Origin of the sequence: Streptomyces naganishii JCM 4654, assembly GCF_014650575.1 — a bacterium.
GTDB lineage: Bacteria > Actinomycetota > Actinomycetes > Streptomycetales > Streptomycetaceae > Streptomyces > Streptomyces naganishii.
Window position 1 is genome coordinate 21,732 of record NZ_BMVF01000018.1, and the last position, 24,096, is coordinate 45,827.

19 protein-coding genes are annotated in these 24,096 nt (G+C 73.7%); 11 read left to right on the plus strand and 8 right to left on the minus strand.

What is annotated here, in order from left to right:
• Positions 1-42: 42 nt before the first annotated feature.
• The 3 genes from IE217_RS27235 to IE217_RS27245 all read left to right on the plus strand — a co-directional run bounded on the left by IE217_RS27235 (position 43) and on the right by IE217_RS27245 (position 5,553).
• The gene (locus IE217_RS27235; protein WP_190180601.1) at positions 43-1,851 is read left to right on the plus strand and encodes a serine/threonine-protein kinase; all 1,809 of its coding nucleotides are present in this window, start codon (positions 43-45) and stop codon (positions 1,849-1,851) included.
• Positions 1,852-2,005: 154 nt separating this feature from the next.
• Positions 2,006-3,619 (plus strand): succinic semialdehyde dehydrogenase, encoded by a 1,614-nt coding sequence (locus tag IE217_RS27240; protein WP_190180602.1) that lies wholly within the window; start codon positions 2,006-2,008, stop codon positions 3,617-3,619.
• A 101-nt stretch (positions 3,620-3,720) separates the two neighbouring features.
• On the plus strand, positions 3,721-5,553 hold the full coding sequence (locus IE217_RS27245) for a GMC oxidoreductase (RefSeq protein ID WP_308432775.1): 1,833 nt from the start codon (positions 3,721-3,723) through the stop codon (positions 5,551-5,553).
• 588 nt (positions 5,554-6,141) lie between these two features.
• On the opposite strand, the gene IE217_RS27250 is transcribed toward IE217_RS27245, so the two are convergent.
• Positions 6,142-6,462, minus strand: a complete 321-nt coding sequence (locus IE217_RS27250) for a chorismate mutase (RefSeq protein ID WP_268249177.1) — start codon at positions 6,460-6,462, stop codon at positions 6,142-6,144.
• Positions 6,463-6,785: 323 nt separating this feature from the next.
• Between IE217_RS27250 and guaA the strand changes: the two genes are divergently transcribed.
• Entirely contained in the window at positions 6,786-8,360 is a 1,575-nt protein-coding gene (gene guaA / locus IE217_RS27255) for a glutamine-hydrolyzing GMP synthase (RefSeq protein ID WP_190180604.1), read from the plus strand.
• Positions 8,361-8,380: 20 nt separating this feature from the next.
• Here the strand turns inward: guaA and IE217_RS27260 are convergent, their stop codons facing one another.
• Positions 8,381-8,857: a pyridoxamine 5'-phosphate oxidase family protein gene (locus IE217_RS27260; protein WP_190180605.1), complete on the minus strand. Its 477-nt coding sequence runs from the start codon at positions 8,855-8,857 to the stop codon at positions 8,381-8,383.
• Between the two features lie 146 nt (positions 8,858-9,003).
• On the opposite strand from IE217_RS27260, the gene IE217_RS27265 reads away from it, so the two are divergent.
• Complete coding sequence (locus tag IE217_RS27265; RefSeq protein WP_190180606.1) at positions 9,004-9,798, plus strand: class II aldolase/adducin family protein; 795 nt, start codon at positions 9,004-9,006, stop codon at positions 9,796-9,798.
• 126 nt (positions 9,799-9,924) lie between these two features.
• Here the strand turns inward: IE217_RS27265 and IE217_RS27270 are convergent, their stop codons facing one another.
• Positions 9,925-10,806, minus strand: coding sequence for a DUF4429 domain-containing protein (locus IE217_RS27270; protein WP_190180607.1), 882 nt, complete (start codon positions 10,804-10,806; stop codon positions 9,925-9,927).
• A gap of 163 nt (positions 10,807-10,969) precedes the next feature.
• Between IE217_RS27270 and IE217_RS27275 the strand changes: the two genes are divergently transcribed.
• Positions 10,970-12,247, plus strand: coding sequence for a hypothetical protein (locus IE217_RS27275; protein WP_190180608.1), 1,278 nt, complete (start codon positions 10,970-10,972; stop codon positions 12,245-12,247).
• Positions 12,248-12,406: 159 nt separating this feature from the next.
• The gene (locus tag IE217_RS27280) at positions 12,407-12,937 is read left to right on the plus strand and encodes a DoxX family protein (protein WP_190180609.1); all 531 of its coding nucleotides are present in this window, start codon (positions 12,407-12,409) and stop codon (positions 12,935-12,937) included.
• Positions 12,938-12,990: 53 nt separating this feature from the next.
• On the opposite strand, the gene IE217_RS27285 is transcribed toward IE217_RS27280, so the two are convergent.
• Both IE217_RS27285 and IE217_RS27290 read right to left on the minus strand, forming a co-directional pair.
• On the minus strand, positions 12,991-13,233 hold the full coding sequence (locus IE217_RS27285; RefSeq protein WP_190180610.1) for a hypothetical protein: 243 nt from the start codon (positions 13,231-13,233) through the stop codon (positions 12,991-12,993).
• The gene (locus IE217_RS27290; protein ID WP_190180611.1) at positions 13,220-14,773 is read right to left on the minus strand and encodes a PspC domain-containing protein; all 1,554 of its coding nucleotides are present in this window, start codon (positions 14,771-14,773) and stop codon (positions 13,220-13,222) included. Before IE217_RS27290 ends, IE217_RS27285 begins: the two co-directional genes overlap by 14 nt.
• A gap of 347 nt (positions 14,774-15,120) precedes the next feature.
• On the opposite strand from IE217_RS27290, the gene IE217_RS27295 reads away from it, so the two are divergent.
• Both IE217_RS27295 and IE217_RS27300 read left to right on the plus strand, forming a co-directional pair.
• Positions 15,121-16,410 carry an ATP-binding protein gene (locus tag IE217_RS27295; RefSeq protein WP_190180612.1) on the plus strand — a complete coding sequence of 430 codons (1,290 nt, stop codon included), beginning with the start codon at positions 15,121-15,123 and terminating at the stop codon, positions 16,408-16,410.
• Positions 16,410-17,159 (plus strand): LuxR C-terminal-related transcriptional regulator, encoded by a 750-nt coding sequence (locus IE217_RS27300; protein WP_190180613.1) that lies wholly within the window; start codon positions 16,410-16,412, stop codon positions 17,157-17,159. The genes IE217_RS27295 and IE217_RS27300 overlap by 1 nt, the downstream gene beginning before the upstream one ends.
• Positions 17,160-17,215: 56 nt before the next feature.
• Here IE217_RS27300 and IE217_RS27305 read toward each other — a convergent pair whose 3' ends face one another.
• A complete protein-coding gene (locus IE217_RS27305) occupies positions 17,216-18,271 on the minus strand; it encodes a C40 family peptidase (protein WP_190180614.1) in 1,056 nt (351 codons plus the stop codon).
• Between the two features lie 414 nt (positions 18,272-18,685).
• Between IE217_RS27305 and IE217_RS27310 the strand changes: the two genes are divergently transcribed.
• Entirely contained in the window at positions 18,686-19,039 is a 354-nt protein-coding gene (locus IE217_RS27310; protein ID WP_190180615.1) for a hypothetical protein, read from the plus strand.
• On the opposite strand, the gene IE217_RS27315 is transcribed toward IE217_RS27310, so the two are convergent.
• Both IE217_RS27315 and IE217_RS27320 read right to left on the minus strand, forming a co-directional pair.
• Positions 19,017-20,000, minus strand: coding sequence for a tellurite resistance/C4-dicarboxylate transporter family protein (locus IE217_RS27315; RefSeq protein WP_190180616.1), 984 nt, complete (start codon positions 19,998-20,000; stop codon positions 19,017-19,019). The two genes, IE217_RS27310 and IE217_RS27315, sit on opposite strands and share 23 nt — an antisense overlap.
• 113 nt (positions 20,001-20,113) lie before the next feature.
• Positions 20,114-21,343, minus strand: coding sequence for a C40 family peptidase (locus IE217_RS27320; protein WP_190180617.1), 1,230 nt, complete (start codon positions 21,341-21,343; stop codon positions 20,114-20,116).
• A 220-nt stretch (positions 21,344-21,563) separates the two neighbouring features.
• Between IE217_RS27320 and pcrA the strand changes: the two genes are divergently transcribed.
• On the plus strand, positions 21,564-24,047 hold the full coding sequence (pcrA, locus tag IE217_RS27325; RefSeq protein ID WP_190180618.1) for a DNA helicase PcrA: 2,484 nt from the start codon (positions 21,564-21,566) through the stop codon (positions 24,045-24,047).
• The last annotated feature ends 49 nt before the right edge of the window (positions 24,048-24,096 follow it).

A 24,096-nucleotide genomic window follows, 5' to 3' on the forward strand; every position in this document is an offset into this window, starting at 1 on the left:
ACACGGTGGAGGGGCGGGCGCCGGTCGCGGTATGGATGGACCATGAGCAGCAACGGGGGAGCCCGCAACGAGGCCGACGAGCCGACGAGTTTCGTTCTGCAACCGCCGGCGCCGCGGCCACGGACACCGAACCCGCAGACCAACTACGGCACGTCCGCGGGGCGTTCGGGCACACCGGCCCCGGAGTCACCGATCATCGCGGCCTCTCCGGGCACACCGACCCCGGCCTCACCGGCGCCCGTGCTGCCCCCGGCCTCGCCTGCGCCCGCGGCGACCCCGGCCTCACCGGCGCACCCGGCAGCCCCGGTCCCGTCGGCGCACCCGGCGGCAGCGCCCTCGTCGCCGCCCGCGCAGAGATCCGGCGACCCCGGGGCCGGGCGGCTGATCGCCGGGCGCTACCGGCTGCTGGAGAAGCTCGGGCACGGCGGCATGGGAACCGTCTGGCGGGCGCGGGACGAGGCCATGGAGCGTGAGGTCGCCGTCAAGGAGCCCCGCGTCCCCGACCACCTTCCCGAGCGGGAACGGGCCAACGCCTTCGAGCGGATGCGCCGCGAGGCGCGCGCCGCGGCCCGGCTCGACCACCCGGCGGTCGTCGGCGTGCACGACGTGGCCGTGGTCGACGGACAGCCGTGGATCGTGATGGAGCTGGTGCGGGGCCGCTCGCTGGGCGCGGTCCTGCTGGAGGGCAGGCTGGACGCGCGCGAGGCGGCCCGGGTCGGCCTGGAGGTGCTCGGCGCGCTGGAGGCCGCGCACGGGGCGGGCATCCTGCACCGCGACGTCAAGCCGGACAACATCCTGCTCGGCCGGCACGACCGGACCGTCCTCACCGACTTCGGCATCGCCTGGATCGAGGGCGAGACCAGCCTGACCGACACCGGCGGCTTCGTCGGCTCGCCCGAGTACATCGCCCCGGAGCGGGTGCTCGGGCAGCGCCCCGGACCGGCGAGCGATCTCTGGTCCCTCGGCGTGGTCCTGTACGCGGCCACCGAGGGCGTGTCCCCGTTCCGCCGCAGCAACACCCCGGCCACCCTCCAGTCGGTCCTCAACGCCGTCCCCGCCCCGCCGGCGGCAGCCTCCGGCCCGCTCGCCGAGGTGATCACCGGCCTGCTGCACAAGGACCCGGCGCACCGCCCGGACGCGGCCCGGGTCCGCGCCCTGCTGGAGGCGGCCGCGGCCCCGCCCGCCCCCGCGCCCACCGAGGTCGTGCGGTACACGGGCGAGGAGCGCCGCGGCTTCCGGCCCGGGCGCCGTACCTGGACCGGGCTCGGCGCGGCCGTGGTCGCGGCGGCGGTGACGGCGTACGTCCTGGTCGCGCACCCCTTCGCGGGCCCGCTGCCCGACGGCTGGCGCACCCACCACGAAGCGGACGTGGCCGCGACGCTCGCGGTGCCCGACGGCTACCAGCCCTCCTACCCCGACCGGAAGACGGACAAGGGCCACTGGGTGTCCTACAGCGACTGGAGCGGGAGCATCTCGGTCGGGCTGAACCTGGTGCGCGGGTCCGAGGACACCGGTCACTCCATCCAGGACAGCGCGGCCGCGCAGATGTACGCGGACAACGGCACCTTCAAGCAGTCCGGCGACTACGGTCTCGGCATGCCGGCCGGTCCGAGGACGCAGCCCCTGGAGGCCACCTTCCACGGCAGGAAGGCCGCCGAGAACACCGTCACCTACACCACCAACGACAGCCGGTACCCGCTGCCGCGCGAGCTGCGGATCTTCTACTACAAGACGACCGGCGGCGACATGTACAAGCTCACCGTCGGCTACCCCGCCAAGGGCGACTTCGTGGCGCGCGGACGCGAGGTGGCCCGCACGGCGATCGCCAACTGGGACCCGGACAAGCCGTAGCGCCGGCGAGCTTCCCGGCGGCGCGGTTGCCGGCTTCCACAACGCCCTGATCAGGGCATTCGTTGCCAGTGATCACTGGCGCCGTGTGGATACTCGGTGAATCCCCGTTACCGACGGGTACACAAAGGCCCCGGCGCGGCATACCCTGCGCCTCATGACGGACGCCGATGCCCCGGCCAAGACCGGCACGAATCCCCTGGCTCCCGCCCCCGCGGGCGCCCGCACCGCCGCCGACGTGGTGACCCCCCAGCTGGTCGCCCGGCTCACCAAGGACGTCGTCGGCTCCGGCCGGACCGCCAACCACACGCCGTTCACCGGCGAGAAGCTCGCCGACCTGCCCGAGTCCACGCCCGAGGACGTGGCCCTGGCCTTCGAACGGGCCCGCGCCGCCCAGGCCGTGTGGGCGCAGGTTCCCGTACGGCAGCGCGCCGCGGTCCTGCTGCGCTTCCACGACCTGGTGCTGGAGCGCCAGGCCGAGGTGCTGGACCTGATCCAGCTGGAGACCGGCAAGGCCCGGCTGCACGCGCACGAGGAGGTGCAGGCCGTCGCGGTCGCCGCCCGCCACTACGGCCGCCGCGCCGCCGCCTACCTGCGGCCCAAGCGGCACGCCGGCGCGATGCCGACCCTGACCCGGGTCACCGAACTGCGCCACCCGCGCGGTGTCGTCGGCCAGATCGCGCCCTGGAACTACCCGCTGGAGCTGTCCGTCGGCGACGCGCTGCCCGCCTTCGTCGCGGGCAACGCGGTCGTGATGAAGCCGGACACCGAGACCTGCCTGACCGCGCTGTGGGCGCGCGACCTGCTGATCGAGGCCGGGCTGCCCGCCGAGGTCTTCCAGGTCGTCATCGGCGACGGCCCGGTCGTCGGCCCCGAGGTCGTCAAGCACGCCGACTACGTCTCCTTCACCGGCTCCACCCGCACCGGCCGCGAGGTCGCCCAGGGCGCGGCCGCCCGGCTGGTCGGCGTCTCCCTCGAACTCGGCGGCAAGAACGCCATGCTGGTCCTGGAGGACGCCGACCTCGACAAGGCGGCGGCGGGCGCGGTCCGCGCCTGCTTCTCCTCCGCCGGCCAGCTGTGCATCTCCATCGAGCGGCTCTACGTCCACGAGGCGGTCGCGGACGCCTTCCTCGAGCGCTTCGCCGCCCGCACCAGGGCCATGCGCCTGGGCACCGCCCTCGCCTACGGCGCCGACATGGGCTCGCTCGTCGGCGAACGCCAGCTGAAGACCGTCACCCGGCACGTGGAGGAGGCGGTCGCCAAGGGCGCCAAGGTGGTGGCCGGAGGTGTCGCCCGTCCGGACGCCGGGCCGTACTTCTTCGAGCCGACGATCCTCGACGGCGTCGAGGCGCCCATGTCGGTGTGCACCGAGGAGACCTTCGGTCCGGTCGTCTCCGTCTACCGCTTCGCCACCGACGACGAGGCCGTCGAGCGCGCCAACTCCACGCCGTACGGCCTGAACTCCTCGGTGTGGACCAAGGACGCCCGGCGCGGCCGCGAGATCGCCGCCCGGCTGCGCACCGGCACGGTCAACATCAACGAGGGGTACGCCCCCGCCTACGGCAGCGTCCAGTCCCCGATGGGCGGGATGAAGGACTCGGGCCTCGGCCGCCGGCACGGCTCCGAGGGCATCCTCAAGTACACCGAGGCCCAGACCGTCGCCCATCAGCGGCTGCTGCCCATGGCGCCGTCGCTCGGGATGGACGACGAGAAGTACGCGGCCTTCATGAGCCGCAGCCTGAAGCTGATGAAGGCGTTCCGCTTCCGTTAGCCCAAGCCGCCCCTCCGTCAGCCCCAGCCGCCCCTCCGTCAGCCCAAGCCACCCCCCCCCGTCAGCCCAAGCCACCCCTCCGTTCTCGAAGAGGAGAGCACGTGTCGCAGGAGAACTCCGTCCAGACCCGGGACCAGGACGGGAACGACGACGGGTACGACGAGGACGGGTACGACTACGACGTCATCGTCGTGGGGTCGGGGTTCGGCGGGTCCGTCTCCGCGCTCCGCCTGACCGAGAAGGGCTACCGCGTCGGCGTACTGGAGGCGGGCCGCCGCTTCACCCGCGAGACCCTGCCGAAGAACTCCTGGGACCTCAGGAACTACCTGTGGGCCCCGAAGCTCGGCATGTACGGCATCCAGCGCATCCACCTGCTGGGCAACGTCATGGTCCTGGCCGGCGCGGGCGTCGGCGGCGGCTCGCTCAACTACGCCAACACCCTCTACGTACCGCCGAAGGCCTTCTTCGACGACCCCCAGTGGCGGGACATCACCGACTGGCAGGAGGAGCTGAGCCCGTACTACGACCAGGCCAGGCGCATGCTCGGCGTGCGGCTCAACCCGACGATGACGCCGTCCGACGTGCACCTGAAGGCGGCGGCCGAGCGGATGGGCGTGGGCGACACCTTCCACATGGCGCCGGTCGGGGTGTTCTTCGGGGACGGCGAGGACGCGGACGGCACGACGAGGGCGGCCCCCGGCGAACAGGTCGCCGACCCCTACTTCGGCGGAGTGGGACCGGACCGCAAGGCGTGCACCGAGTGCGGCGAGTGCATGACCGGCTGCCGGCACGGCGCGAAGAACACGCTCAACGAGAACTACCTGTACCTCGCCGAGAAGGCGGGCGCGGTCGTGCACCCCATGACCACGGTCGTCTCCGTCACCGACGACTCGCGCGGCGGCTACGCGGTGGCCACGCTGCCCACCGACAACAAGAAGAAGGGCGCCGGCCGCCTCTTCACGGCCCGCCGCGTCGTCCTCGCCGCCGGCACCTACGGCACCCAGACCCTGCTGCACCGCATGAAGGCGACCGGCAGGCTGCCCCACCTCTCGCCCCGGCTGGGCGAGCTGACCCGCACCAACTCCGAGGCGCTGGTGGGCGCCCAGACCGACAACCGGCGCTACCGCAAGGCGACCGGCGAGGCGAGGGCCGACTTCACGCGCGGAGTCGCCATCACGTCCTCCGTCCACCCCGACGAGAACACCCACATCGAGCCGGTCCGCTACGGCAAGGGCTCCAACTCGATGGGCGGGCTGTCGATCCTGCAAGTCCCCTACGCGGACGGCGGGTCGAGGGTCGCCGCCTGGGTGGCGAACGCCGCCCGCCACCCCCTGCTGGTGCTGCGCTCCCTGTCCAACCGCCGCTGGTCGGAGCGCACGATCATCGGCCTGGTCATGCAGTCCCTGGACAACTCCCTGACCACGTACCTGAAGCCGGACGGCGTCGGCAAGGGCCTGCTCACCGCGCGCCAGGGCCACGGCTCGCCCAACCCCAAGCAGATCAGGGCCGCCACCGAGGGCGCCACCGCGCTCGCCGCCGAGATCAACGGCTTCGCCGGCTCCAACGTGGGCGAGCTGATGGGCACCCCGCTCACCGCGCACTTCCTCGGCGGCTGCCCGATCGGCGCCTCCAGCGAGACGGGCGTCATCGACCCCTACCACCGCCTCCACGGGCACCCGGGCATCTCGGTCGTCGACGGCGCCGCGGTCTCGGCGAACCTGGGGGTCAACCCGTCGCTGACGATCACGGCGCAGGCCGAGCGGGCGATGTCGTACTGGCCCAACAAGGGCGAGAGCGACCCGCGGCCGAGGCAGGGGGCGGCCTACGAGCGCCTGAAGCCGGTGGAGCCGCGCCATCCGGTGGTCCCGGCCGAGGCCTTCGGCGCGCTGCGGCTGCCGTTCCTCGGCATGCCGGCGGTGCCGCCGAAGAAGTAGCGGCCGGGCGGGGAGAGCGGCGGAGAAAAAAGAGAGGACCTGCGTCCCCCTCCTGACGCAGGTCCTCCTTGTTGCTGATGTGACCCTTCCCGGCTGTGAATGGTTGTGCCGCAAGACGGCGAATCGGGTGTGGCCTGAGTCACATTCCGGCAGGGGCTCGCGAGGGCCGGCACGGCGGGCAGGTACGGCGGCTCGGTCCGGACGCGCGGAGGGCCCCGCGGGGCCTGGGCCGCGGGGCCCTCGCGTCGGTCGGCACCGGCGTCAGGGCCGCACCGGTGCCCGGTGAGCGGCGCCGGGGGGTCGCGCCGCCTGCCGCTGTCTTCCCTGAGGGGGGTGCTTCTTCCGCCGGCCGGCCCCGGGCGTCCCCGGAGCCGGCCGTCAGTTGGGTGACCGGGCTGCTGTCCCCTGCCGTCCGGTCACTTCCCCGGGGCGAGGTCCCACGGCGCACGGCACGATCCGCAACGCCTCATCGCCCCGGAGAGCCACGCGTGGTTCTTGCGGGCCCGCCCCTGGCTGGCACGGACACCCCGACCAACGAACCGGCCCGCCCGGCGGTCACGTGCCGTACGGGTGAGAGGCCGCCCGAACTCAGATGCGACCCCGGCACAGCTCGAGCAGCGTCATCGCCAGGGGCGTACCCGGCCTGCCGAGCGCCTCGCTGTAGCGGCCGAGGATCTCCATCTCACGGGAGAGGTTCACCCGCCGTCCGCCGGAGGCGATCCGCGCCTCCTGGACGACGGCGGAGACGGCCACGCGCTCCTGGATCAGGCCGATGATCCGGTCGTCGAGCGCGTCGATGCGCTCACGTGCGCCGGCGATCACGCCGGCGGCCTCGGGGGTGCGGGCGCCGGTGATGTCGGTGGCGGTCATACGGGGCTCCTCGTCGGACGGGGCGTCCCGGAACGGCAGGACCCGGAGAACGGCAGGCGCCCCGGGCCTTGTCGGCCCGGGGCGCCTGGGAAGTCGCTTGTCAGTTGCTCAAGCAGCACGACCATGGCAGCCGGCGGGCCGGTCGCCATAGGTAAAGAGGAAGGACGCGTGCGTGAGCATGGCCCCAGTATGCCGCGCCGCCAGCCGGCGTTCCAAGCCGCGGTTCGCATCCTGAGACCGCGGGGGCCGCACAGCCGTCGCGGGCCCGGGCCGGGACCGGACCGCTCTCGCACCGGAGCGCCTCCGGCCGGGCCGGTAGACTCGGGGGCACACAGCCCTCGCTCACCGCCGGAAGGCAACCCGTGTCATCAGCGAACCCCGCAGCCCCCGACACCGTCCTGGTCGTCGACTTCGGCGCGCAGTACGCCCAGCTCATCGCCCGTCGCGTCCGCGAGGCCCGGGTCTACAGCGAGATCGTGCCGAGCACCATGCCGGTCGCCGAGATGCTCGCCAGGAACCCGGCGGCGATCATCCTCTCCGGCGGCCCGTCCTCGGTCTACGAGGAGGGCGCCCCCCGCCTGGACCGCGAGATCTTCGAGTCCGGCGTCCCCGTCTTCGGCATGTGCTACGGCTTCCAGCTGATGGCCCAGGTCCTCGGCGGCACCGTCGACAACAGCGGCGCCCGTGAGTACGGCGGCACGCCGCTGCACGTCAGCAAGGCGTCCTCCACCCTCTTCGAGGGCACCCCGGCCGAGCAGTCGGTGTGGATGTCCCACGGCGACGCCTGCTCCGCCGCCCCCGAGGGCTTCACCGTCACGGCCTCCACGGACGTCGTCCCGGTCGCCGCCTTCGAGAACGACGAGAAGAAGCTCTACGGCGTCCAGTACCACCCCGAGGTCATGCACTCCACGCACGGCCAGCAGGTGCTGGAGCACTTCCTCTACCGGGGCGCGGGCCTGGAGCCCGACTGGACCACGGGCAACGTGATCGACGAGCAGGTCGCCGCCATCCGCGAGCTGGTCGGCGACAAGCGCGCGATCTGCGGCCTGTCCGGCGGCGTGGACTCCGCCGTCGCCGCCGCCCTGGTGCAGAAGGCCATCGGCTCCCAGCTGACCTGCGTCTACGTCGACCACGGCCTGATGCGCAAGGGCGAGACCGAGCAGGTCGAGAAGGACTTCGTGGCGGCGACCGGCGTCCAGCTGAAGGTCGTGGACGCGAGCGAGCGCTTCCTCACCGCGCTCAAGGGCGTCTCGGACCCGGAGGAGAAGCGGAAGATCATCGGCCGCGAGTTCATCCGCGTCTTCGAGCAGGCCCAGGCGGAGATCATCGCGGACGAGGGCCCGGCCGTGGAGTTCCTCGTCCAGGGCACCCTCTACCCGGACGTGGTCGAGTCCGGCGGCGGCACCGGCACCGCCAACATCAAGTCGCACCACAACGTGGGCGGGCTGCCCGAGGACCTCGAGTTCAAGCTGATCGAGCCGCTGCGCAAGCTGTTCAAGGACGAGGTCCGCATGGTCGGACAGGAGCTCGGCCTGCCCGAGGAGATCGTCCAGCGCCAGCCCTTCCCCGGCCCCGGCCTCGGCATCCGCATCGTCGGCGAGGTCACCAGGGAGCGCCTGGACCTGCTGCGCGAGGCCGACGCCATCGCCCGCGAGGAGCTGACCGCGGCCGGCCTCGACCGGCAGATCTGGCAGTGCCCGGTGGTCCTCCTCGCGGACGTCCGCAGCGTCGGCGTCCAGGGCGACGGCCGCACCTACGGCCACCCGATCGTGCTGCGCCCGGTCTCCTCCGAGGACGCCATGACCGCCGACTGGTCCCGGCTGCCCTACGAGGTGCTGGCGAAGATCTCCACCCGGATCACCAACGAGGTGCGGGACGTCAACCGCGTGGTGCTGGACGTGACCTCCAAGCCGCCGGGCACCATCGAGTGGGAGTGACCGGGGCGGCCTGAGCGTCGCTACTTGCGCTTCACCGTGCGCAGGGGCTCACCGGGCTTCCAGACCTGGACGACCAGAAAGGTGTCGTCCTCGACGAAGGTCCGCACGACCTCGGTCAGCTCGGTGCGGAAGAGGTGGAACGGCTGCGGCGGTTCCACCTCTTCGACGTACCAGCCCTTCCTCGCGTCCCGCACCTCGTGCGCCAGCCCGCTGATCCGCACGTCACCGCCGCCCATGCCCGTCCCCTCGCCCGGGTTCGCGTGGAGCGAGAAGCGCGGGTCGCGGAGCAGGTCGAGGGCTTTGCGCGAGTTCTCCATCATCCCGAACCAGAGCTCGCCGTCGCGGAAGTCGGCCTCGAGGCCGGACAGGCGCGGCGAGCCGTCCTTGCGGAGGGTGGCGAGTACGTGGTGGCGGAAGGCGCCGAAGCGCCGCTCGACGGTGGCCGCCAGACCGGGTGCGTCGGCGGCGAAGGATGCCCAGTTGATACGGGTGCTCATACGGGCCAGTCTCACGGGGAAACCGGACAACCACTGTCGTGTATTCACCGCGTACGTCATCTTTGCTCAAGACCACTGCCCTTTTGCGCTGACCGGGGGTAACTTCCGGCCGTACCCCGATCCCGCGCCGGAGGACCCACGGACCCATGCACGGCCCCACTCCGCCCCAGCCCCTGCCCACCGAGAAGCTGCGCTTCGCGATGCCGCCGATGCACGAGTCGGTCGAGGAGGAGCGCCGGCACCGCAAGGAGCGGCTCGCGGGCGCGCTGCGGATCTTCGGCCGGTCCGGCTTCGAGGACGGCGTCTCCGGGCACATCACCGCCCGCGACCCCGAGTTCAGCGACTGCTTCTGGGTCAACCCCTTCGGCATCCCCTTCAAGCACGTCACCGTGAGCGACCTCGTCCTCGCCAACCAGGACGGCCAGGTCGTCGAGGGCCGCTACCACGTCAACCAGGCCGCGTTCACCGTGCACTCCCAGGTGCACGCCGCCCGCCCGGACGTCGTCGCCGTCGCCCACTGCCACTCCGTCCACGGCCGCGCCCTGGCCGCACTCGGTGAACTCCTGGACCCCATCACCCAGGAGAGCTGCGCCTTCTACGAGGACCACGCCCTCTACGACGCCTACACCGGCGTGGCCGTCGACGCGGAGGAGGGCCGCCGGATCGCCGCCGCGCTCGGATCCCGCAAGGCGCTCGTCCTGCGCAACCACGGCCTGCTCACCGTCGGCGACTCGGTCGACGCGGCCGCCTGGTGGTTCCTGTCCATGGAACGCTCCGCCCAGGTGCAGCTGACCGCCCGCGCGGCCGGCCGCCCGGTGCTGATCGACCACAAACTGGCGGTGGCCACCCGCGAGCAGCTCGGCGGCGACCTGGTGGCGTGGATCAACTACCAGCCCCTGTGGCAGGACATCACCCGCGGCGAACCCGACCTGCTGAGCTGACCCCGCCCGGCGGCCGCTGAGCCGGCCCGTCCGGTGGCCGCTGAGCCGGCTCGTCCGGTGGCCGCTGGGCCGGCTCGTCCGGTGGCCGCTGGGCCGGCCCGTCCGGCGATGCGGCACGCCCCTTGGTCAGAAGCCGCGCAGCACGGCCGCCTTGGCCCGCGCGAACTCCTCGTCCGTGAGCACCCCCGCCCGGTGCAGCTCGCCGAGCTCCCGCAGCCGCCGCAGCAGCACGTCGTGGTGGCCGGCGGGCGGCGGCCCGGCGGTGGCCTCCCGGCGGTCGGCGGACCGGGCGCCCGCACGGGTGGAGGGGTGGGGCAGCCGCGCGGTGACCGCGGTGGCCACCAGCGCGGTGAGCAGGTCCCGGCGGGCGCTGCCCCACAGATCGAGGGCGTACGGGTCCTTCTCCGGCGGCAGCTTCGAGAAGGCCGTCTCGCGGGTCACGAACCGCAGGAAGCCGTCCTCGTGGCCCGAGTTGGGCAGCCACTCCACCTGGACCAGGTCTTCCAGGGCGATCACGCGCGGGCCGGTCGCCCGCTTGACCCGGTCGGAGGTGTCGGCCCAGTCGACACGGACCCGGGTGCCGTCGAAGGAGACCGTGCCGTCGGAGGAACGCACCGACACCGGCACCGGCGGCCCCGTCAGCAGATACGACGTCACCGGCCCCTTGGGCACCTGGTCCAGGAGCAGCGCCCGGCGGATCTCCTCGGCCACGTACTCCGCGACCCCCGACCGGTCGGGCTCCACCAGCAGCCGGTACGGATCGGCCGCCTCCGGCAGCCGGCCGCCGGTCGCCTGGAGGAGGGGGTCGGCGCCCTCGCGCAGCCGCATCCGCAGCCGGCCCCGCCTGCGCTCGGGTTCGTGGACGACGCCCGCCACCGCCTGGAGCGGCACCGCGATCTCCCCGTAGGTCTGCCGGAACAGCGGCACGGACCGGTGCAGCCCCGGCGTGATCCTGACGGTGCTGCCGTCGAAGGCCCAGGTCCCGTCCCGCTGGATGATCTCGGCCATGGGCAGATTCTCCCAGCCGGGTCAACACGGCGGCCGGGGCTTCACCCGCGCTGACCGGGCCGGGCCGACGGGGGAGGGGTGGCGTAGGGCACAATTCGCTGTCGGTGCGGGGGTGTTGTCCGCAGAACTGCTGCGGAATCCGTGGGGAAGGCGGGCATCGGGCGTGGCGGTGCAGGAAGCGAGAGACGGCGCGGGCACGGGTGCCCACTCGGGCGGCTGCGCCTGCGGGGACTGCCCGCACGGGGCGCGCACGGGGCACCGGCGCGCAGTCGCCGAATTCCTCCTCAAACGGGACGGGTTCGCCGCCGGCCAGGGCCTTCCGGCGGCCGTCGCCCACTCGGCGTCCGCCTCCCGGCAGTGGGTCTCGGAGGAACTGACCCAGTCCGCCGGACTCGTCGCCGAACGCGGGCGTGCCGAGGGCGAGGCGTGGCTCGCCCGGTTGTGGCGCCGCACGGTCGGCGCGGTGGGCGCGGCGGTCGTCGTACTGCTCCTCGTGCAGGCGCTGACCGCCGTCGGCGCGGGCTGGACCGCCGCCCGCACCGCGGGACTGCTCGCGGCGCTCGTGGTGGGCGGGGCGCTCACCGCCGCCTCGTGGTTCCACCGGGCGCGCGGCGGCGCCCTGGCCCCCGTCATCGGCGAGGACAACCGGCTGTCCACCTCGCGTGCCGTCGCCGCCGCCTGGGTCCTCTTCGTGGCCTACGCGGTGCTGGTCCTCGCGGGCCGCCTCGCCCTGGCCTCCGACCACACCGAGCGCGACGCGCTGATCGACGGGCTCGGCCTCGCCCGCGGCGCCGGCGTGGTGACCGTGCTCGCCGTGGTCTGCGGCATCGCGGTCCTGGTACGGCGCGTGGTCGCGCTGCGCGTGCTCGGCCAGCGGCTGCAGAAGGTGCGGGCGTACCGGCCGCGCGCCGCCGACCTGCTGACCGACGACGCGGGACGCGGCTCCTTCGCCGACATCCAGTACGTCGTGATCAGCGCCGTGGCCCTGGTGTTCGCGGCGGTGCGGCTGGCCCGGCGCCCCGGCCAGCTCCCCGACCTGCCCTGGGGACTGGCCGTCCTCGCGCTGGTCTCGGCGGCGACCTACCTGGCCGGCAAGTACGCCGAGGGCGGCCGCCCGGTGATCCTCTCGGTGGTCCGGGCCCGGGAGGCCGGCGACCTGGACGCGCCGGTCCGCACCGGCGACGACATCGAGATCCGCGGCGCCGGCTTCGTCCCGCCCGGAGCCCAGGACGCCGACCGGCTGTCGCGGATGGTGGTCCGCATCGGCGCGGTCAACGTCCACGTGCCCCTGGTCCCGGTCGCGGGCGGCTTCAGCAACCCCGCGGACTGCGTCCTCACCGTGCCCGTGCCCGCGGACGTGGAACCGGGCCGCGTGGACGTCCAGGTGGTCACCGCCGCCGGCGTCGAGACCAACCGGTACGCCATCGATGTCACCGAATGACACCGCCCGGAGGGGACACCCGGGGTGTCCGTGACTCAGCGGGCCCAAGCCACGCGTAAGCCGGAAAAAACGGTCCCCCAGGGTTGAGCGACTGCTTTCTTACGTACGTATGGTCTGTTGAAGTCTGGACCACGTCCCGGTGAGAGGCAGCTGATCGCGATGACTCACGGCGTTCGTACGGACACGCGCACCACTTACACCGACCGACGCGGTGGCCTGCGGGAGACCGCCGCCCGCGATGCTCTCCTTCCGCTGCGCGTCTTCCTGGGCGTCACCTTCGTCTACGCGGGTCTGGACAAACTCACCGACAGCTCCTTCATGAAGGCCGCGGGCTCCGGCTCGCTCGGCGACACCATGCGCGCGGTCCGCGACTCCGCCGCCATCCCGGCCCTCGTCGACCTGGCCCTGAAGAACCCGGTCGGCTTCGGCTACGCCATCGCCCTCGGAGAACTCGCCGTCGGCATCGGCGTCCTCGTCGGCCTGTTCGGCCGGCTCGCCGCGCTCGGCGGGGCGCTGATCTCCCTCAGCCTGTGGCTCACGGTCAGCTGGGCCACCACCCCCTACTACTACGGCAACGACCTCGCCTATCTGATGGCCTGGCTGCCCCTGGTGCTCGCGGGCACCCCCAGGTTCTCCCTCGACGCGGTCCTGCGCTCGCGCCGCCGGCGAGGGGCCCGGGACTACCTGTAGCCCGGCACGTTCCAGCCCTGGGCCGGCGCCCGCTCCCTCAGGAGCCCGCTCCCTCAGGGACCCGCGGGCTCCGTCCCGGGACCGTCGGCCGCGGTGCGGCCGGACCGGCGCCGGCGCACCGCCCGGTTGACGGCGGCCGCCGCTCCGGCCAGGCACAGGCCGCCCACGACCAGCGGTATCGCCACGAACCACGGCGCCTGCCAGGCACCGGTCGCGTCGCCCGCGTAGACGACGCCCACGGCCGTCAGGAAGACACCGGCCACCAGCCTCCCGGGCTGGAACTCATGACGCAGCACGGCTCACCTCCGCCTGTCCCAGCCCGACCTCCAGGTCGAGTTCGATCGTCCCGGCGTTCCTGGTCCCGGCGGGCGGGGGCAGCGTCACCTGCTGGTGCCTGCCCGGCGCCACGTCGACGTCCTTGGAGCTGTCGCCCGGCAGCTGGACGTCGCCGAGCCCCACGTCGATGCCGGCCCGCACGGTCACGTCCCGGGGGACGATCACCAGCAGACGCCCGGCCCCCACCTGGGCGCGTGTCGTCACCGTGTGCCCCTGGCCCGGGCGTATTCGGGTCAGGTCGAGGGTGCCCTCGCCGGTTCCGAGGGTGTAGTGGCCCTGGACGTCCGCGGTGGCGGCGGGCTGCCACGTCCGGTGCGTCCAGTGCGTGCCGATGTCCTTCGGGAGGGCCGCCGAAGCGGTGAGCAGGGCCGCGGTGATCAGGGCGAGCAGCATCGTGCCCACGCCCGTGCGCCCGAGGAAGGAGCTCACCGCCATGCCCAGCCCGAACACCGCGAGCGCGCAGGCCAGGCCGATCTGCAGGCTGGTGCCGAGCGCGTGGCCGCCCCACGTCAGGCGGGTGCCGAGGCCGCCGGCGAGCAGGGCGAGCAGGAATATCCAGCCGCCTGTCCAGCGCGGGCCGCGCGGGCGCGGCGGCTCGGTGCGCGGGCCGCGCGTGTCCTCTCTTCCGTAGGCGCCGAGGCTGATGTTGACGGCGGCCGCGATGTCCCGGTCGCGCGAGTCGCTGGGACCCCACAGATAGCCCGTGCCCCCGACATGGGTCCCGTCCTTGACGATGGGGTCGCGCCACCAGGACGGATAGCCGGCCGGGACCGGCGGCGCCTTGGCCTCCGGCGGGGCGTCGGCGGCGGCCTGGGCGGCCAGGGGATCGGGGTCGGGGGCGCCGCGGTGCCGCGACCAGTACCCGGCGCCCGCGAGGAGCAGGGAGAGGACCACGGCGAAGGTGAGCACCCCGGCGTTGCTCAGCATGGACAGGAACACCCCGCAGCCGACCAGCGCGAACAGCACGGCCGCCAGCGCCTGCCCGTCCACCCTGCCGGTGAGGATCTTGCGGACCTCGTTCTCCTCCTCGCCCTCGTAGGGCACGAAGAGCCAGGCGAAGCCGTAGAAGATGAGGCCTATGCCGCCGGTCGCGGCGAGCACCGCCAGGGTGATCCGGAAGATCACCGGGTCCATGTCGCACAGCCGGCCCAGCCCGGAGCAGACTCCCGCTATCGTCCTGTGCCGCCGGTCCCGCCGGAATCCCGGCGCACCCCCGGCGGCCCGCGCGCCCTCCTCGGGCGCGGCCGGCCGCCCGGACGCCTCCGCTGTCCCCGTCACATCCGCCTCTCCCCTTGAGCGGGCCCCGCCGGCCCCGTCCGGCCGTCCGCCCGTTCCTCCCTCTCCGCGCGCGCCCGCCCGCTCGTGCGGGCGCGACTCCTCACCGGCACCGGCGTCGCCGGCGGGCGGGCCGGGTGCCGCGCCCTCCGGGCCGGCGCCCCAGGGCGGGCGCGGGCCGGAGCCCGGTCCTGTACCCCTCGGGGCGTGCTGGTGATTCGTCATGCGTCCATGGTGACGGGCGCGGCACCCCGGCGGCAGCCGGGACTACCCTGGCCGAACCCTGATTCGCCCCTGACCCCCGGCCGGGGATGTGTTCGACGGGACGCCTGCGGCGGCCGGGGCCTGCCCCTTCCGCGGCCGGGGCCGGGGACCGGAGGCCGAGTTTTCCACAGCTGGCGGGCCGGGCGTGAACGGGCCGCGGCCGGCAAGGCGCGGGGATCGGCCTCCGGACGGCACGGGGGCGACACGGGGGCGCGGGGGCGGTCCGCGAACGGGACGCCGGAGATCAGGGGAGTCTCGGGGGCGGACCCTGATGTCCTCCTCCTCGCGGGCGTGTGACCATCAGTGGCATGCCGGAAGCCGCAGCACTGCCCCTCGACGACCAGCGGCCGCCGCGCAAGCTCTACCGCAGCAGCGACGGACGCTGGCTCGGCGGAGTGGCGCGGGGGCTCGCCGGCCACCTCGGGCTGCCCGTGGTCTGGGTGCGGCTCGTCTTCGCGGGCCTGTTCATGGCGGACGGCCTCGGCGCGCTGCTGTACGCGGCCTTCTGGTTCTTCGTGCCCCTCGGCGTGGGAGGCGTCGCCGGCCAGAGGCCGCCGTCCCTGGTCACCAGCGAGACCTCGCCGGACGGCCGCCGCAGGATCGTCGCCCGCAAACCGGACCGGGGCCAGATGGTCGCCCTGCTCCTCATGGTCGTCGTGGCGACCGCCTTCGTCGGCAGCGTCAACCTGGGCAACGGCGCCAAGGCCTACCTGGTGCCGGCCGTCCTCGTCGCCGCCGGTGTCGCGCTGGTCTGGCGGCAGGCCGACAACGCCCGCCGGGCCCGCTGGGTGGAGGTCGGCCGCCGCCGCCGTACGCTCACGCTGCTGCGCGCCGGCGCGGGCGTCCTGCTGGTCACCGCCGGCGTCTCCGCCATCTTCGTCCTCCAGGGGTCCGCCGCCCACCTCGGCTCGGTCCTCCAGGCGGCCCTCGCCGTCCTCGTCGGCATCACGCTGCTCGCCGGTCCGTACCTCGTGCGCATGACGCAGGACCTGTCCGAGGAGCGCCTGATGCGCATCCGCGCCCAGGAGCGCGCCGAGGTCGCCGCGCACGTCCACGACTCGGTGCTGCACACCCTGACCCTGATACAGCGCAACGCGGAGAACCCCGGCGAGGTGCGCCGCCTGGCCCGGGCCCAGGAGCGCGACCTGCGCGCCTGGCTCTACAAGCCGGAGGGCAACGGCAAGGACGAGGCGGACGAGCCGGCCACCCTCGCCGAGGCGGTCAGGCGCAACGCCGCCGAGGTGGAGGACAAGCACGGCGTCCCCATAGAGGTGGTCGTGGTGGGCGACTGCCCGCTCGACGAACGGATCGGCGCCCAGATGCAGGCCGCGCGGGAAGCCATGGTGAACGCCGCCAAGTACGGTGGCGAGGGCGGCGCCGTGCAGGTCTACGCCGAAGTGGAGGGCAGGACGGTCTTCGTGTCCGTCCGCGACCGCGGACCGGGCTTCGACCTCGACGCGATACCCGCCGACCGGATGGGCGTCAGAGAATCGATCATCGGCCGCATGGAGCGCAACGGGGGCACGGCCCGGCTGCGCGCGGTGCCGGACGGCGGCACGGAGGTCGAGCTGGAGATGGAGAGGGCGGAGAACACGTGATGAGCGACCCGACCGAGGCGAACGGTACGGCGGGGGCGGACGCGGCGCAGGCGGCGGAGGCCGCCGGGAGCGGTGCGGGCGGCGTCGGGCGGCGGGTGCGCGTGGTCCTCGTCGACGACCACCGCATGTTCCGCACGGGGGTGCAGGCCGAGATCGGCCGGACCGACGAGACCGGTGTGGAGGTCGTCGGCGAGGCGGCCGACGTCGACCAGGCGGTCACCGTCATCACCGCGACCCGCCCCGAGGTCGTCCTGCTCGACGTCCACCTGCCCGGCGGCGGCGGGGTCGAGGTGCTGCGGCGCTGCGCGGGGCTGATGGCCGACGCCGAGCGGCCCGTGCGCTTCCTCGCGCTGTCCGTCTCCGACGCGGCCGAGGACGTGATCGGGGTGATCCGCGGCGGTGCGCGGGGCTATGTGACCAAGACGATCACGGGCTCGGACCTCATCGACTCGGTCTTCCGCGTCCAGGAGGGCGACGCCGTCTTCTCCCCGCGGCTGGCCGGGTTCGTCCTCGACGCCTTCGCTTCGACCGACGCCCCGCCGGTCGACGAGGACCTTGACCGCCTGACCCAGCGCGAGCGCGAGGTGCTGCGCCTGATCGCGCGCGGGTACGCGTACAAGGAGATCGCCAAGCAGCTCTTCATCTCGGTCAAGACCGTGGAGTCCCATGTCTCGGCGGTGCTGCGCAAGCTCCAGCTGTCCAACCGCCACGAGCTGACCCGCTGGGCGACGGCCCGCCGCCTGGTGTGAACCCGGTGTGAGCGGGCGGCCCCGTCGCCCGCCCGCGCGGCAGGCGCGTCGCGGCCTCACGCCACCCGTGTCGCCCCCGCGAACGGCATCTGGTCGATGGGCGCCACCCGTACCGGCGCCGAGGGGTTGGGGGCGTGGATCATCCGGCCGCCGCCGATGTAGATGCCCACGTGGCTGACGCCGGAGTAGAAGAACACCAGGTCGCCCGGGAGCAGTTCGGAGCGCGGGACACGGCGGCCCGCGCCGATCTGGGCGTAGGTGGTGCGCGGCAGGGAGATCCCGGCCGAGCGGTAGGCCGCCTGGACCAGGCCCGAGCAGTCGAAGGCGTCGGGCCCGGTGGCGCCCCACACGTAGGGGCTGCCGAGCTTGGCGTAGGCGTACGAGACGGCCGCCGCCGCGCGGGAGCCGGGCGTCGCCTGTCCCGGCGCGCCGAGTACGTCCCGCGCGCCGTCCGAGCGGGACGCGTGCCCAGCGTCGCCGCCCTCGCCGATCGCGGCCCGCTCCTCGGGGGAGAGCCGGGACAGCAGCCGCCGGGCCTCGTCGAGCTTGCCGGTGATCGTCCTCTTCCGGCGCCGCAGCTCCGCCTGCCGGTCCTTCAGCGAGGCCAACTCCACGCGCGCGTCCCCGCGCAGCCGCTCGATCTCCCGGACCTGTCTGCGCACCCCGGCCACGGTGGCCGACTGCCGGGAGCCGGCCCGCTCGGCGAGCTCGGCGCCCTCCAGGTAGTGCCGGGGATCTGCGGACAGCATCAGCCGTACGGTCGGGTCGAGGCCGCCGGCACGGTACTGGGCGGCGGCGATCGAACCGAGCGCGTCCCGCGCCGAGTTGAGTCTGTCCTGCCCGCGCGCGGCCTCGTCGGCCAGCGTCCGCAGCCGCCGCCCGGCCGCGTCCGCCTCCTCCTTCGCGCCGTTGTACTTCTCGGTGGCGGCCTCCGCCTCCTGGTACAGCTTGTCCACCTCGGCCCTGACCCGCGCGGGCGTCGGCCGCGGAGCGGCCTGCCCGGTGCCGTCGAAGACGGCGGCGGTCGCCGCGCCCGCCAGCGCGACGGTGACGGCGGTACGGGCGGTGCCGCCGCCGAGCAGGTGTCTACGGGGCTTGCGGTGCGCTGCCACGTGGACCGTCACGTCCCTTCGTCCGGCCGCCGGAGCGGGGCCGCGCGTCCGGCGACGGCTCGCACAGGGGGAGCAGGCCGCCGCCGGACCTCTTGGCGGTGGTGTCCGGCTGCCGCCCCTGGCCCGGGCGGCGGTGGGGAGCCGGTCACCTGGGGGAGGACGCTAAACCCGTCCGTGACCGCACGGTGACCTCATGCGCGGAAGTGACGCGAGGGGACCGCCTGGTGACCGCATGTGACCGTGATCGCCGCGCAGGGGAGCGCCCTTCACAGGGAGTGGTGACCGATGCGGCGGTTCGGGGATGTCCGGGGGCCGCCGGATGCTATGGGGCGCATATATGCACCCCGCCGGTACGCGTCCGCGGGGAGGGCCGGTGTCCGGGCCGGTGACGGGCCCTGGTTAGGCTCCGGCCTCATGGACGTACTCATCCATCTCTTCGTCGGCCTGCACATCATCGGCATCGCCGCGCTGCTCGGCGGTTTCCTCACCCAGATGAAGGCGATGGGCCAGGGCACGGCCCGATTCGTGCCCGCGATGCTGCACGGTGCGCTGACCATGCTGGTCACCGGCGTCGCCCTCGTCGGCCTCAACGAGGCCCAGAGCCACCACGTCGACACGGTCAAGATCGGCGTGAAGCTCGCGGTGCTGATCGTGATCCTCGGCCTGGTCTACGTCAAGCGCGACGACGAGAAGGTCGACAAGAGCCTGTTCGGCCTGGTCGGGCTGCTGACCATGGTGAACATCTTCATCGCGGTGCTGTGGACCTGAGCGCGGTCACCCCCGCGCGCGCGTCCGCGACCGCGCCGGCGGCGACGGCCAGCCACGCCGCCATCGCGACCCACAGCAGCACCTGGCCGGGGACCTTGAGCCAGGGGTGATGCAGGGCGGTGGCCACGGACAGCACCGCCGCCGCCGACATGCCCATCGGGAACGCGGTCGACCAGCGGCGCACGTCGTAGCCCAGCCGGGGCCGCGCCGCCTCGCAGGCGAGCAGGACGACGTACCAGCACAGGTCGAGGACCACCAGAATGACGGTCATCGTGCGCAGTACGCCGTCGTCGTCGGTGTTCCACAGGTACAGGCGCGAACTGTCGGCCTCGATCAGCCTGGTCCCGGCGAGCGTCGAGATCGCCAGCGCGCCGCCCGCGACCCACTGGTCCCCGCGCCCCCGGACCACCTGGCGCGCGTCGAAGCGGCTCAGCGCGAAGACGTAGAGCACGAGGCCGAGCCAGAAGAGGACCAGCGCGGCGTACGCGAGCCACGCGGTGGTCACCGCCTTGGCCAGCGCGGCCGCCAGCACCGCGAGCCCCTCGGTGGCCACACAGCACAGGAACACCGAGCCCGGCATGTGCCGTCCGGTGTGCCGCAGGACCAGCACCAGCAGCCCCGGCCACAGCACCGCGGCCAGCGCGAGCAGGGCCTCGGCGAGGGTCTGCCAGCCGAGCGCCGAGAACCGGGTGCCCAGCACGGTCGTCGCGGCGACCGCGGTGAGCGCGCCCGGCGTCCCCGCCTCGGCCGTCCACTGCGAACGGTCGCGCAGCAGTCGTACGGCGAAGTCCGCGGCCAGCGCGATCCAGGAGGCGCAGGCCAGCACGAGGACCACGCGCGAGAACGCTTCATGACCCGCCAGGTGCAGGCCGACCGACAGGATGCCGGTCGCCATCACGGCGGCGCCGGCCGCCGGCGGACGCTGCGCCAGCCAGGCGCGGAGGAGAGAGGTGGCGGGCATGGCCCGATGCTAAGAGCTTCGCGCGCCGTGCGAGCGGGGCACGCGCGCGGGCGCGCGCAAAACGTCGGCGCGCTCCACCCAGGCCACGCCCGCCTGGCCGGGGCAGCACCGCGTCAGGCCGGCCGCACCACGCCCTCGACCGCCGGCCCGTCGGCACGGTGGATCGGCTCCTCGCACACGTACCCGCCGGGCCGCGGTGCGTGGATCATCATGCCGTCGCCCGCGTAGACGCCGATGTGGCCGATGCCGTCGTGCGCGTCGTTCCGGAAGAGGACGAGGTCTCCGGGGACCGCCTCGGACAGCGGGACCGTCCTGCCCGCGCCGGCCTGGCCGGGGATGGTGCGCGGGAGGGTGACGCCCGCCGCCTTCCACGCGGCCTGCGTCAGGCCCGAGCAGTCGTACGACCCGGGGCCGGCCGCGCCCCAGACGTACGGCTTGCCGATCTGCCCGCGGGCGAAGGCGAGGGCCTTCGCGGCCTTGGGGGCGTACGAGGTGTCCACCGCGGGGGCGGAAGCGGGCGCGGGGGCGTCCGGCGTGACGGAGGGCGCGGGCGGGAGCGGCGCGGACGCCCGGGACAGCAGTTCGCGGGCGGTGGCGAGCTTGTGCTGGACGGCGGCCTTGGCCGACCTGATGTCGTGCCGCGGCGCGGACGGCGCCTCGCGGAACTCCCGGGGCGCACGGACCGCGCCGTCCGGGCGGTCGGCGCGGTCCGCCCGGACGGGTACGGACTCCTGCCGCTGCCGGGGGATCACCGGCCGAGGGGCCACCGGGACCGGGGCCGCCGGGACCGGGGCCGCCGGGACCGGGGCCTCCGGCGCGGCCGGGGCCGCAGGCGCCTCCGGGGCCGCGAGGTTCGCCGGAGCGGCCTGGCTGTGGACCAGGCCGCGCTGCCGGGCGGTGAGCCTGCTCATGACCTGCGCCTGGTCGTAGTAGCCCCGTGGGGTGCCCGCGAGCAGTTCGGCCGCGACCTCGGGGGCGTCGGGCGCCGTCCGGTTCTGCGCGGCGGTGAAGGCGGCGAGCATCTCGCGGGCCCGGGTGAGCATGTCCGCGCGCCTGGCGGCCCGCTCCGCCCTCGCGGCCCGCTCCGCTCCCTCGGACCGCTCGCCGGCGGCCGCCGTCCTCGGCGGGACCGCCTGCTCGGTCGACGACTCCGCCCGGCGGTACAGGTCGTCGATCTTGCGCTGGATCTCTTCCCGGCTCGGCCGGCCCGCGTCCCCCGCGGGGGAGCCCTCGGCAGCGGGCGCGAACAGGGCGACCGGGGTGAGGGCCGCGGTGGCCGGGGCGGGGATGCCGAGGTCTCCTACGCGCGTAACTGCGGGGCGCGTCCTGCGGTGCGACGCCAAGGGAGGCGACTCCTTCCATCGTCCGCCTCGATCTGGCGGTGGAGCTGGGGCCCGGGCCTCGAAACCCGTGCGGCCTGAACGGCACGGTAACCAACTCGTGTGGCTGATGTGAAGGTTGGAGTGCGATATGCCCGATACGTTTTCGTTATCTTGGCCCTCGGGGGCCATGTTTCCGGGGCGGCCCCGGGTTGTCGGTGGTGCGCCCTAGACTCGTAGAGCGATGAGCAGCCTCTTTGACGACAGCTTCCTGGCGGACCTCCAGGCCCCGCGCGGCCACGGGGAGGAGCCCCCGCCGCCGCCCGAGGACGAGCACGCTCCGGAGCCGATTCCGGACGATCTGTTCGGCGGGAGGTTCGACGTGCCGCCGGACCGGGACGCGTACTACCGGGACGGGGCCCCGCGCCCCGCGGTCGACCCGGCCGCGCTCCTCGAGGGGCTGAACGAGAACCAGCGCGCGGCCGTCGTGCACGCCGGCGCCCCGCTGCTCATCGTGGCCGGCGCCGGCTCCGGCAAGACCCGTGTGCTCACGCACCGCATCGCCTACCTGCTGGCCGAGCGGGGGGTCCACCCCGGCCAGATCCTCGCGATCACCTTCACCAACAAGGCCGCGGGCGAGATGAAGGAGCGCGTGGAGCATCTCGTCGGGCCGCGGGCGAACGCGATGTGGGTGATGACCTTCCACAGCGCGTGCGTGCGGATCCTGCGCCGGGAGTCCAAGAGGCTCGGCTTCACGTCCTCCTTCTCGATCTACGACGCGGCCGACTCCAAGCGCCTGATGGCCCTGGTCTGCCGCGACCTGGACCTCGACCCCAAGCGCTACCCGCCCAAGTCGTTCAGCGCGAAGATCAGCAACCTGAAGAACGAGCTGATCGACGAGGAGGACTTCGCCGCCCAGGCCACCGACGGTTTCGAGAAGACGCTGGCGCAGGCCTACGCCCTCTACCAGTCGCGGCTGCGCGAGGCCAACGCCCTCGACTTCGACGACCTGATCATGACGACGGTCAACCTCCTCCGCGCCTTCCCGGACGTCGCCGAGCACTACCGCCGCCGCTTCCGCCACGTCCTGGTCGACGAGTACCAGGACACCAACCACGCGCAGTACGCCCTGGTCCGCGAGCTCGTCGGCACCGGCTCGCACGACGAGGACGTGCCCCCGGCCGAGGGCGACGTCCCGCCCGCCGAGCTGTGCGTGGTCGGTGACGCCGACCAGTCGATCTACGCCTTCCGCGGCGCGACCATCCGCAACATCCTCCAGTTCGAGGAGGACTACCCCGACGCGACGACGATCCTGCTGGAGCAGAACTACCGCTCCACGCAGACGATCCTGTCCGCCGCCAACGCGGTCATCGAGCGCAACGAGTCGCGCCGCCCGAAGAACCTGTGGACCAACGCCGGCGCGGGCGCCCGCATCACCGGGTACGTCGCCGACACCGAGCACGACGAGGCGCAGTTCGTCGCCGACGAGATAGACCGCCTCACGGACGCGGGCGAGGCGAAGGCCGGCGACGTCGCCGTCTTCTACCGGACCAACGCCCAGTCCCGTGTCTTCGAAGAGGTCTTCATCCGCGTCGGCCTGCCCTACAAGGTCGTCGGCGGTGTCCGCTTCTACGAGCGCAAGGAGGTCCGGGACGTCCTCGCCTACCTGCGGGTGCTGGCCAACCCGGAGGACTCCGTCCCGCTGCGCCGCATCCTCAACGTGCCCAAGCGCGGCATCGGCGACCGCGCCGAGGCCATGATCGACGCCCTCGCCCAGCGCGAGCGGATCAGCTTCCCGCAGGCGCTGCGCCGCGTCGACGAGGCGTACGGCATGGCCGCGCGGTCGGCGAACGCCGTCAAGCGGTTCAACACGCTGATGGAGGACCTGCGCACGATCGTCGAGTCCGGCGCCGGCCCGGCGACCGTCCTGGAAGCCGTCCTCGAACGCACCGGCTACCTCGCCGAGCTGCAGGCCTCCACCGACCCGCAGGACGAGACCCGCATCGAGAACCTCCAGGAACTCGCCGCCGTGGCCCTGGAGTTCGAGCAGGAGCGCGGGGAGGGGGAAGCGGTCGCGCTGTCCGACTTCCTCGAACAGGTCGCGCTGGTCGCCGACTCCGACCAGATCCCGGACGAGGAGGAGGACGGCTCGGGCGTCATCACGCTGATGACCCTGCACACCGCCAAGGGCCTGGAGTTCCCGGTCGTGTTCCTCACCGGCATGGAGGACGGCGTGTTCCCGCACATGCGCGCCCTCGGCCAGACCAAGGAACTGGAGGAGGAGCGCCGGCTCGCCTACGTCGGCATCACCCGCGCGCGTGAGCGGCTGTACCTGACCCGCTCGGCCATGCGCAGCGCGTGGGGGCAGCCCTCGTACAACCCGCCCTCCCGTTTCCTGGAGGAGATCCCGCCCGCGCACGTGGACTGGAAGCGCACGGGCGGTTCCTCGCCGATGGCCTCCGGACCCGCCTCCGCGGTCGCGTCCTCGCTGTCCTCCTCGCGGTCCCGCTCGTCGGCGTCCGGCGCCTCCGGGTTCGCCACCCGGCGGGCCTCGGAGAAGCCGGTGGTGTCCCTCGCGGTCGGCGACCGGGTCACCCACGACCAGTTCGGTCTCGGCACGGTGGTCGCGGTCAAGGGCACCGGGGGGAACGCGGAGGCGACCATCGACTTCGGCGACACCAAGCCCAAGCGGCTCCTGCTGCGGTACGCGCCGGTGGAGAAGCTGTAGCAAGCCGAACCGCCCCCGGGGAGCCGGGGGCGGTCTCGTGGTCGTCCGG

Coding starts and splice junctions, on each gene's coding strand:
- IE217_RS27235 (WP_190180601.1), top strand. CDS start 43: ATGAGCAGCAACGGGGGAGCCCGCAACGAGGCCGACGAGCCGACGAGT.
- IE217_RS27240 (WP_190180602.1), top strand. CDS start 2,006: ATGACGGACGCCGATGCCCCGGCCAAGACCGGCACGAATCCCCTGGCT.
- IE217_RS27260 (WP_190180605.1), bottom strand. CDS start 8,857: ATGAGCACCCGTATCAACTGGGCATCCTTCGCCGCCGACGCACCCGGT.
- IE217_RS27265 (WP_190180606.1), top strand. CDS start 9,004: ATGCACGGCCCCACTCCGCCCCAGCCCCTGCCCACCGAGAAGCTGCGC.
- IE217_RS27270 (WP_190180607.1), bottom strand. CDS start 10,806: ATGGCCGAGATCATCCAGCGGGACGGGACCTGGGCCTTCGACGGCAGC.
- IE217_RS27280 (WP_190180609.1), top strand. CDS start 12,407: ATGACTCACGGCGTTCGTACGGACACGCGCACCACTTACACCGACCGA.
- IE217_RS27290 (WP_190180611.1), bottom strand. CDS start 14,773: ATGACGAATCACCAGCACGCCCCGAGGGGTACAGGACCGGGCTCCGGC.
- IE217_RS27295 (WP_190180612.1), top strand. CDS start 15,121: ATGCCGGAAGCCGCAGCACTGCCCCTCGACGACCAGCGGCCGCCGCGC.
- IE217_RS27300 (WP_190180613.1), top strand. CDS start 16,410: ATGAGCGACCCGACCGAGGCGAACGGTACGGCGGGGGCGGACGCGGCG.
- IE217_RS27310 (WP_190180615.1), top strand. CDS start 18,686: ATGGACGTACTCATCCATCTCTTCGTCGGCCTGCACATCATCGGCATC.
- IE217_RS27315 (WP_190180616.1), bottom strand. CDS start 20,000: ATGCCCGCCACCTCTCTCCTCCGCGCCTGGCTGGCGCAGCGTCCGCCG.
- pcrA (WP_190180618.1), top strand. CDS start 21,564: ATGAGCAGCCTCTTTGACGACAGCTTCCTGGCGGACCTCCAGGCCCCG.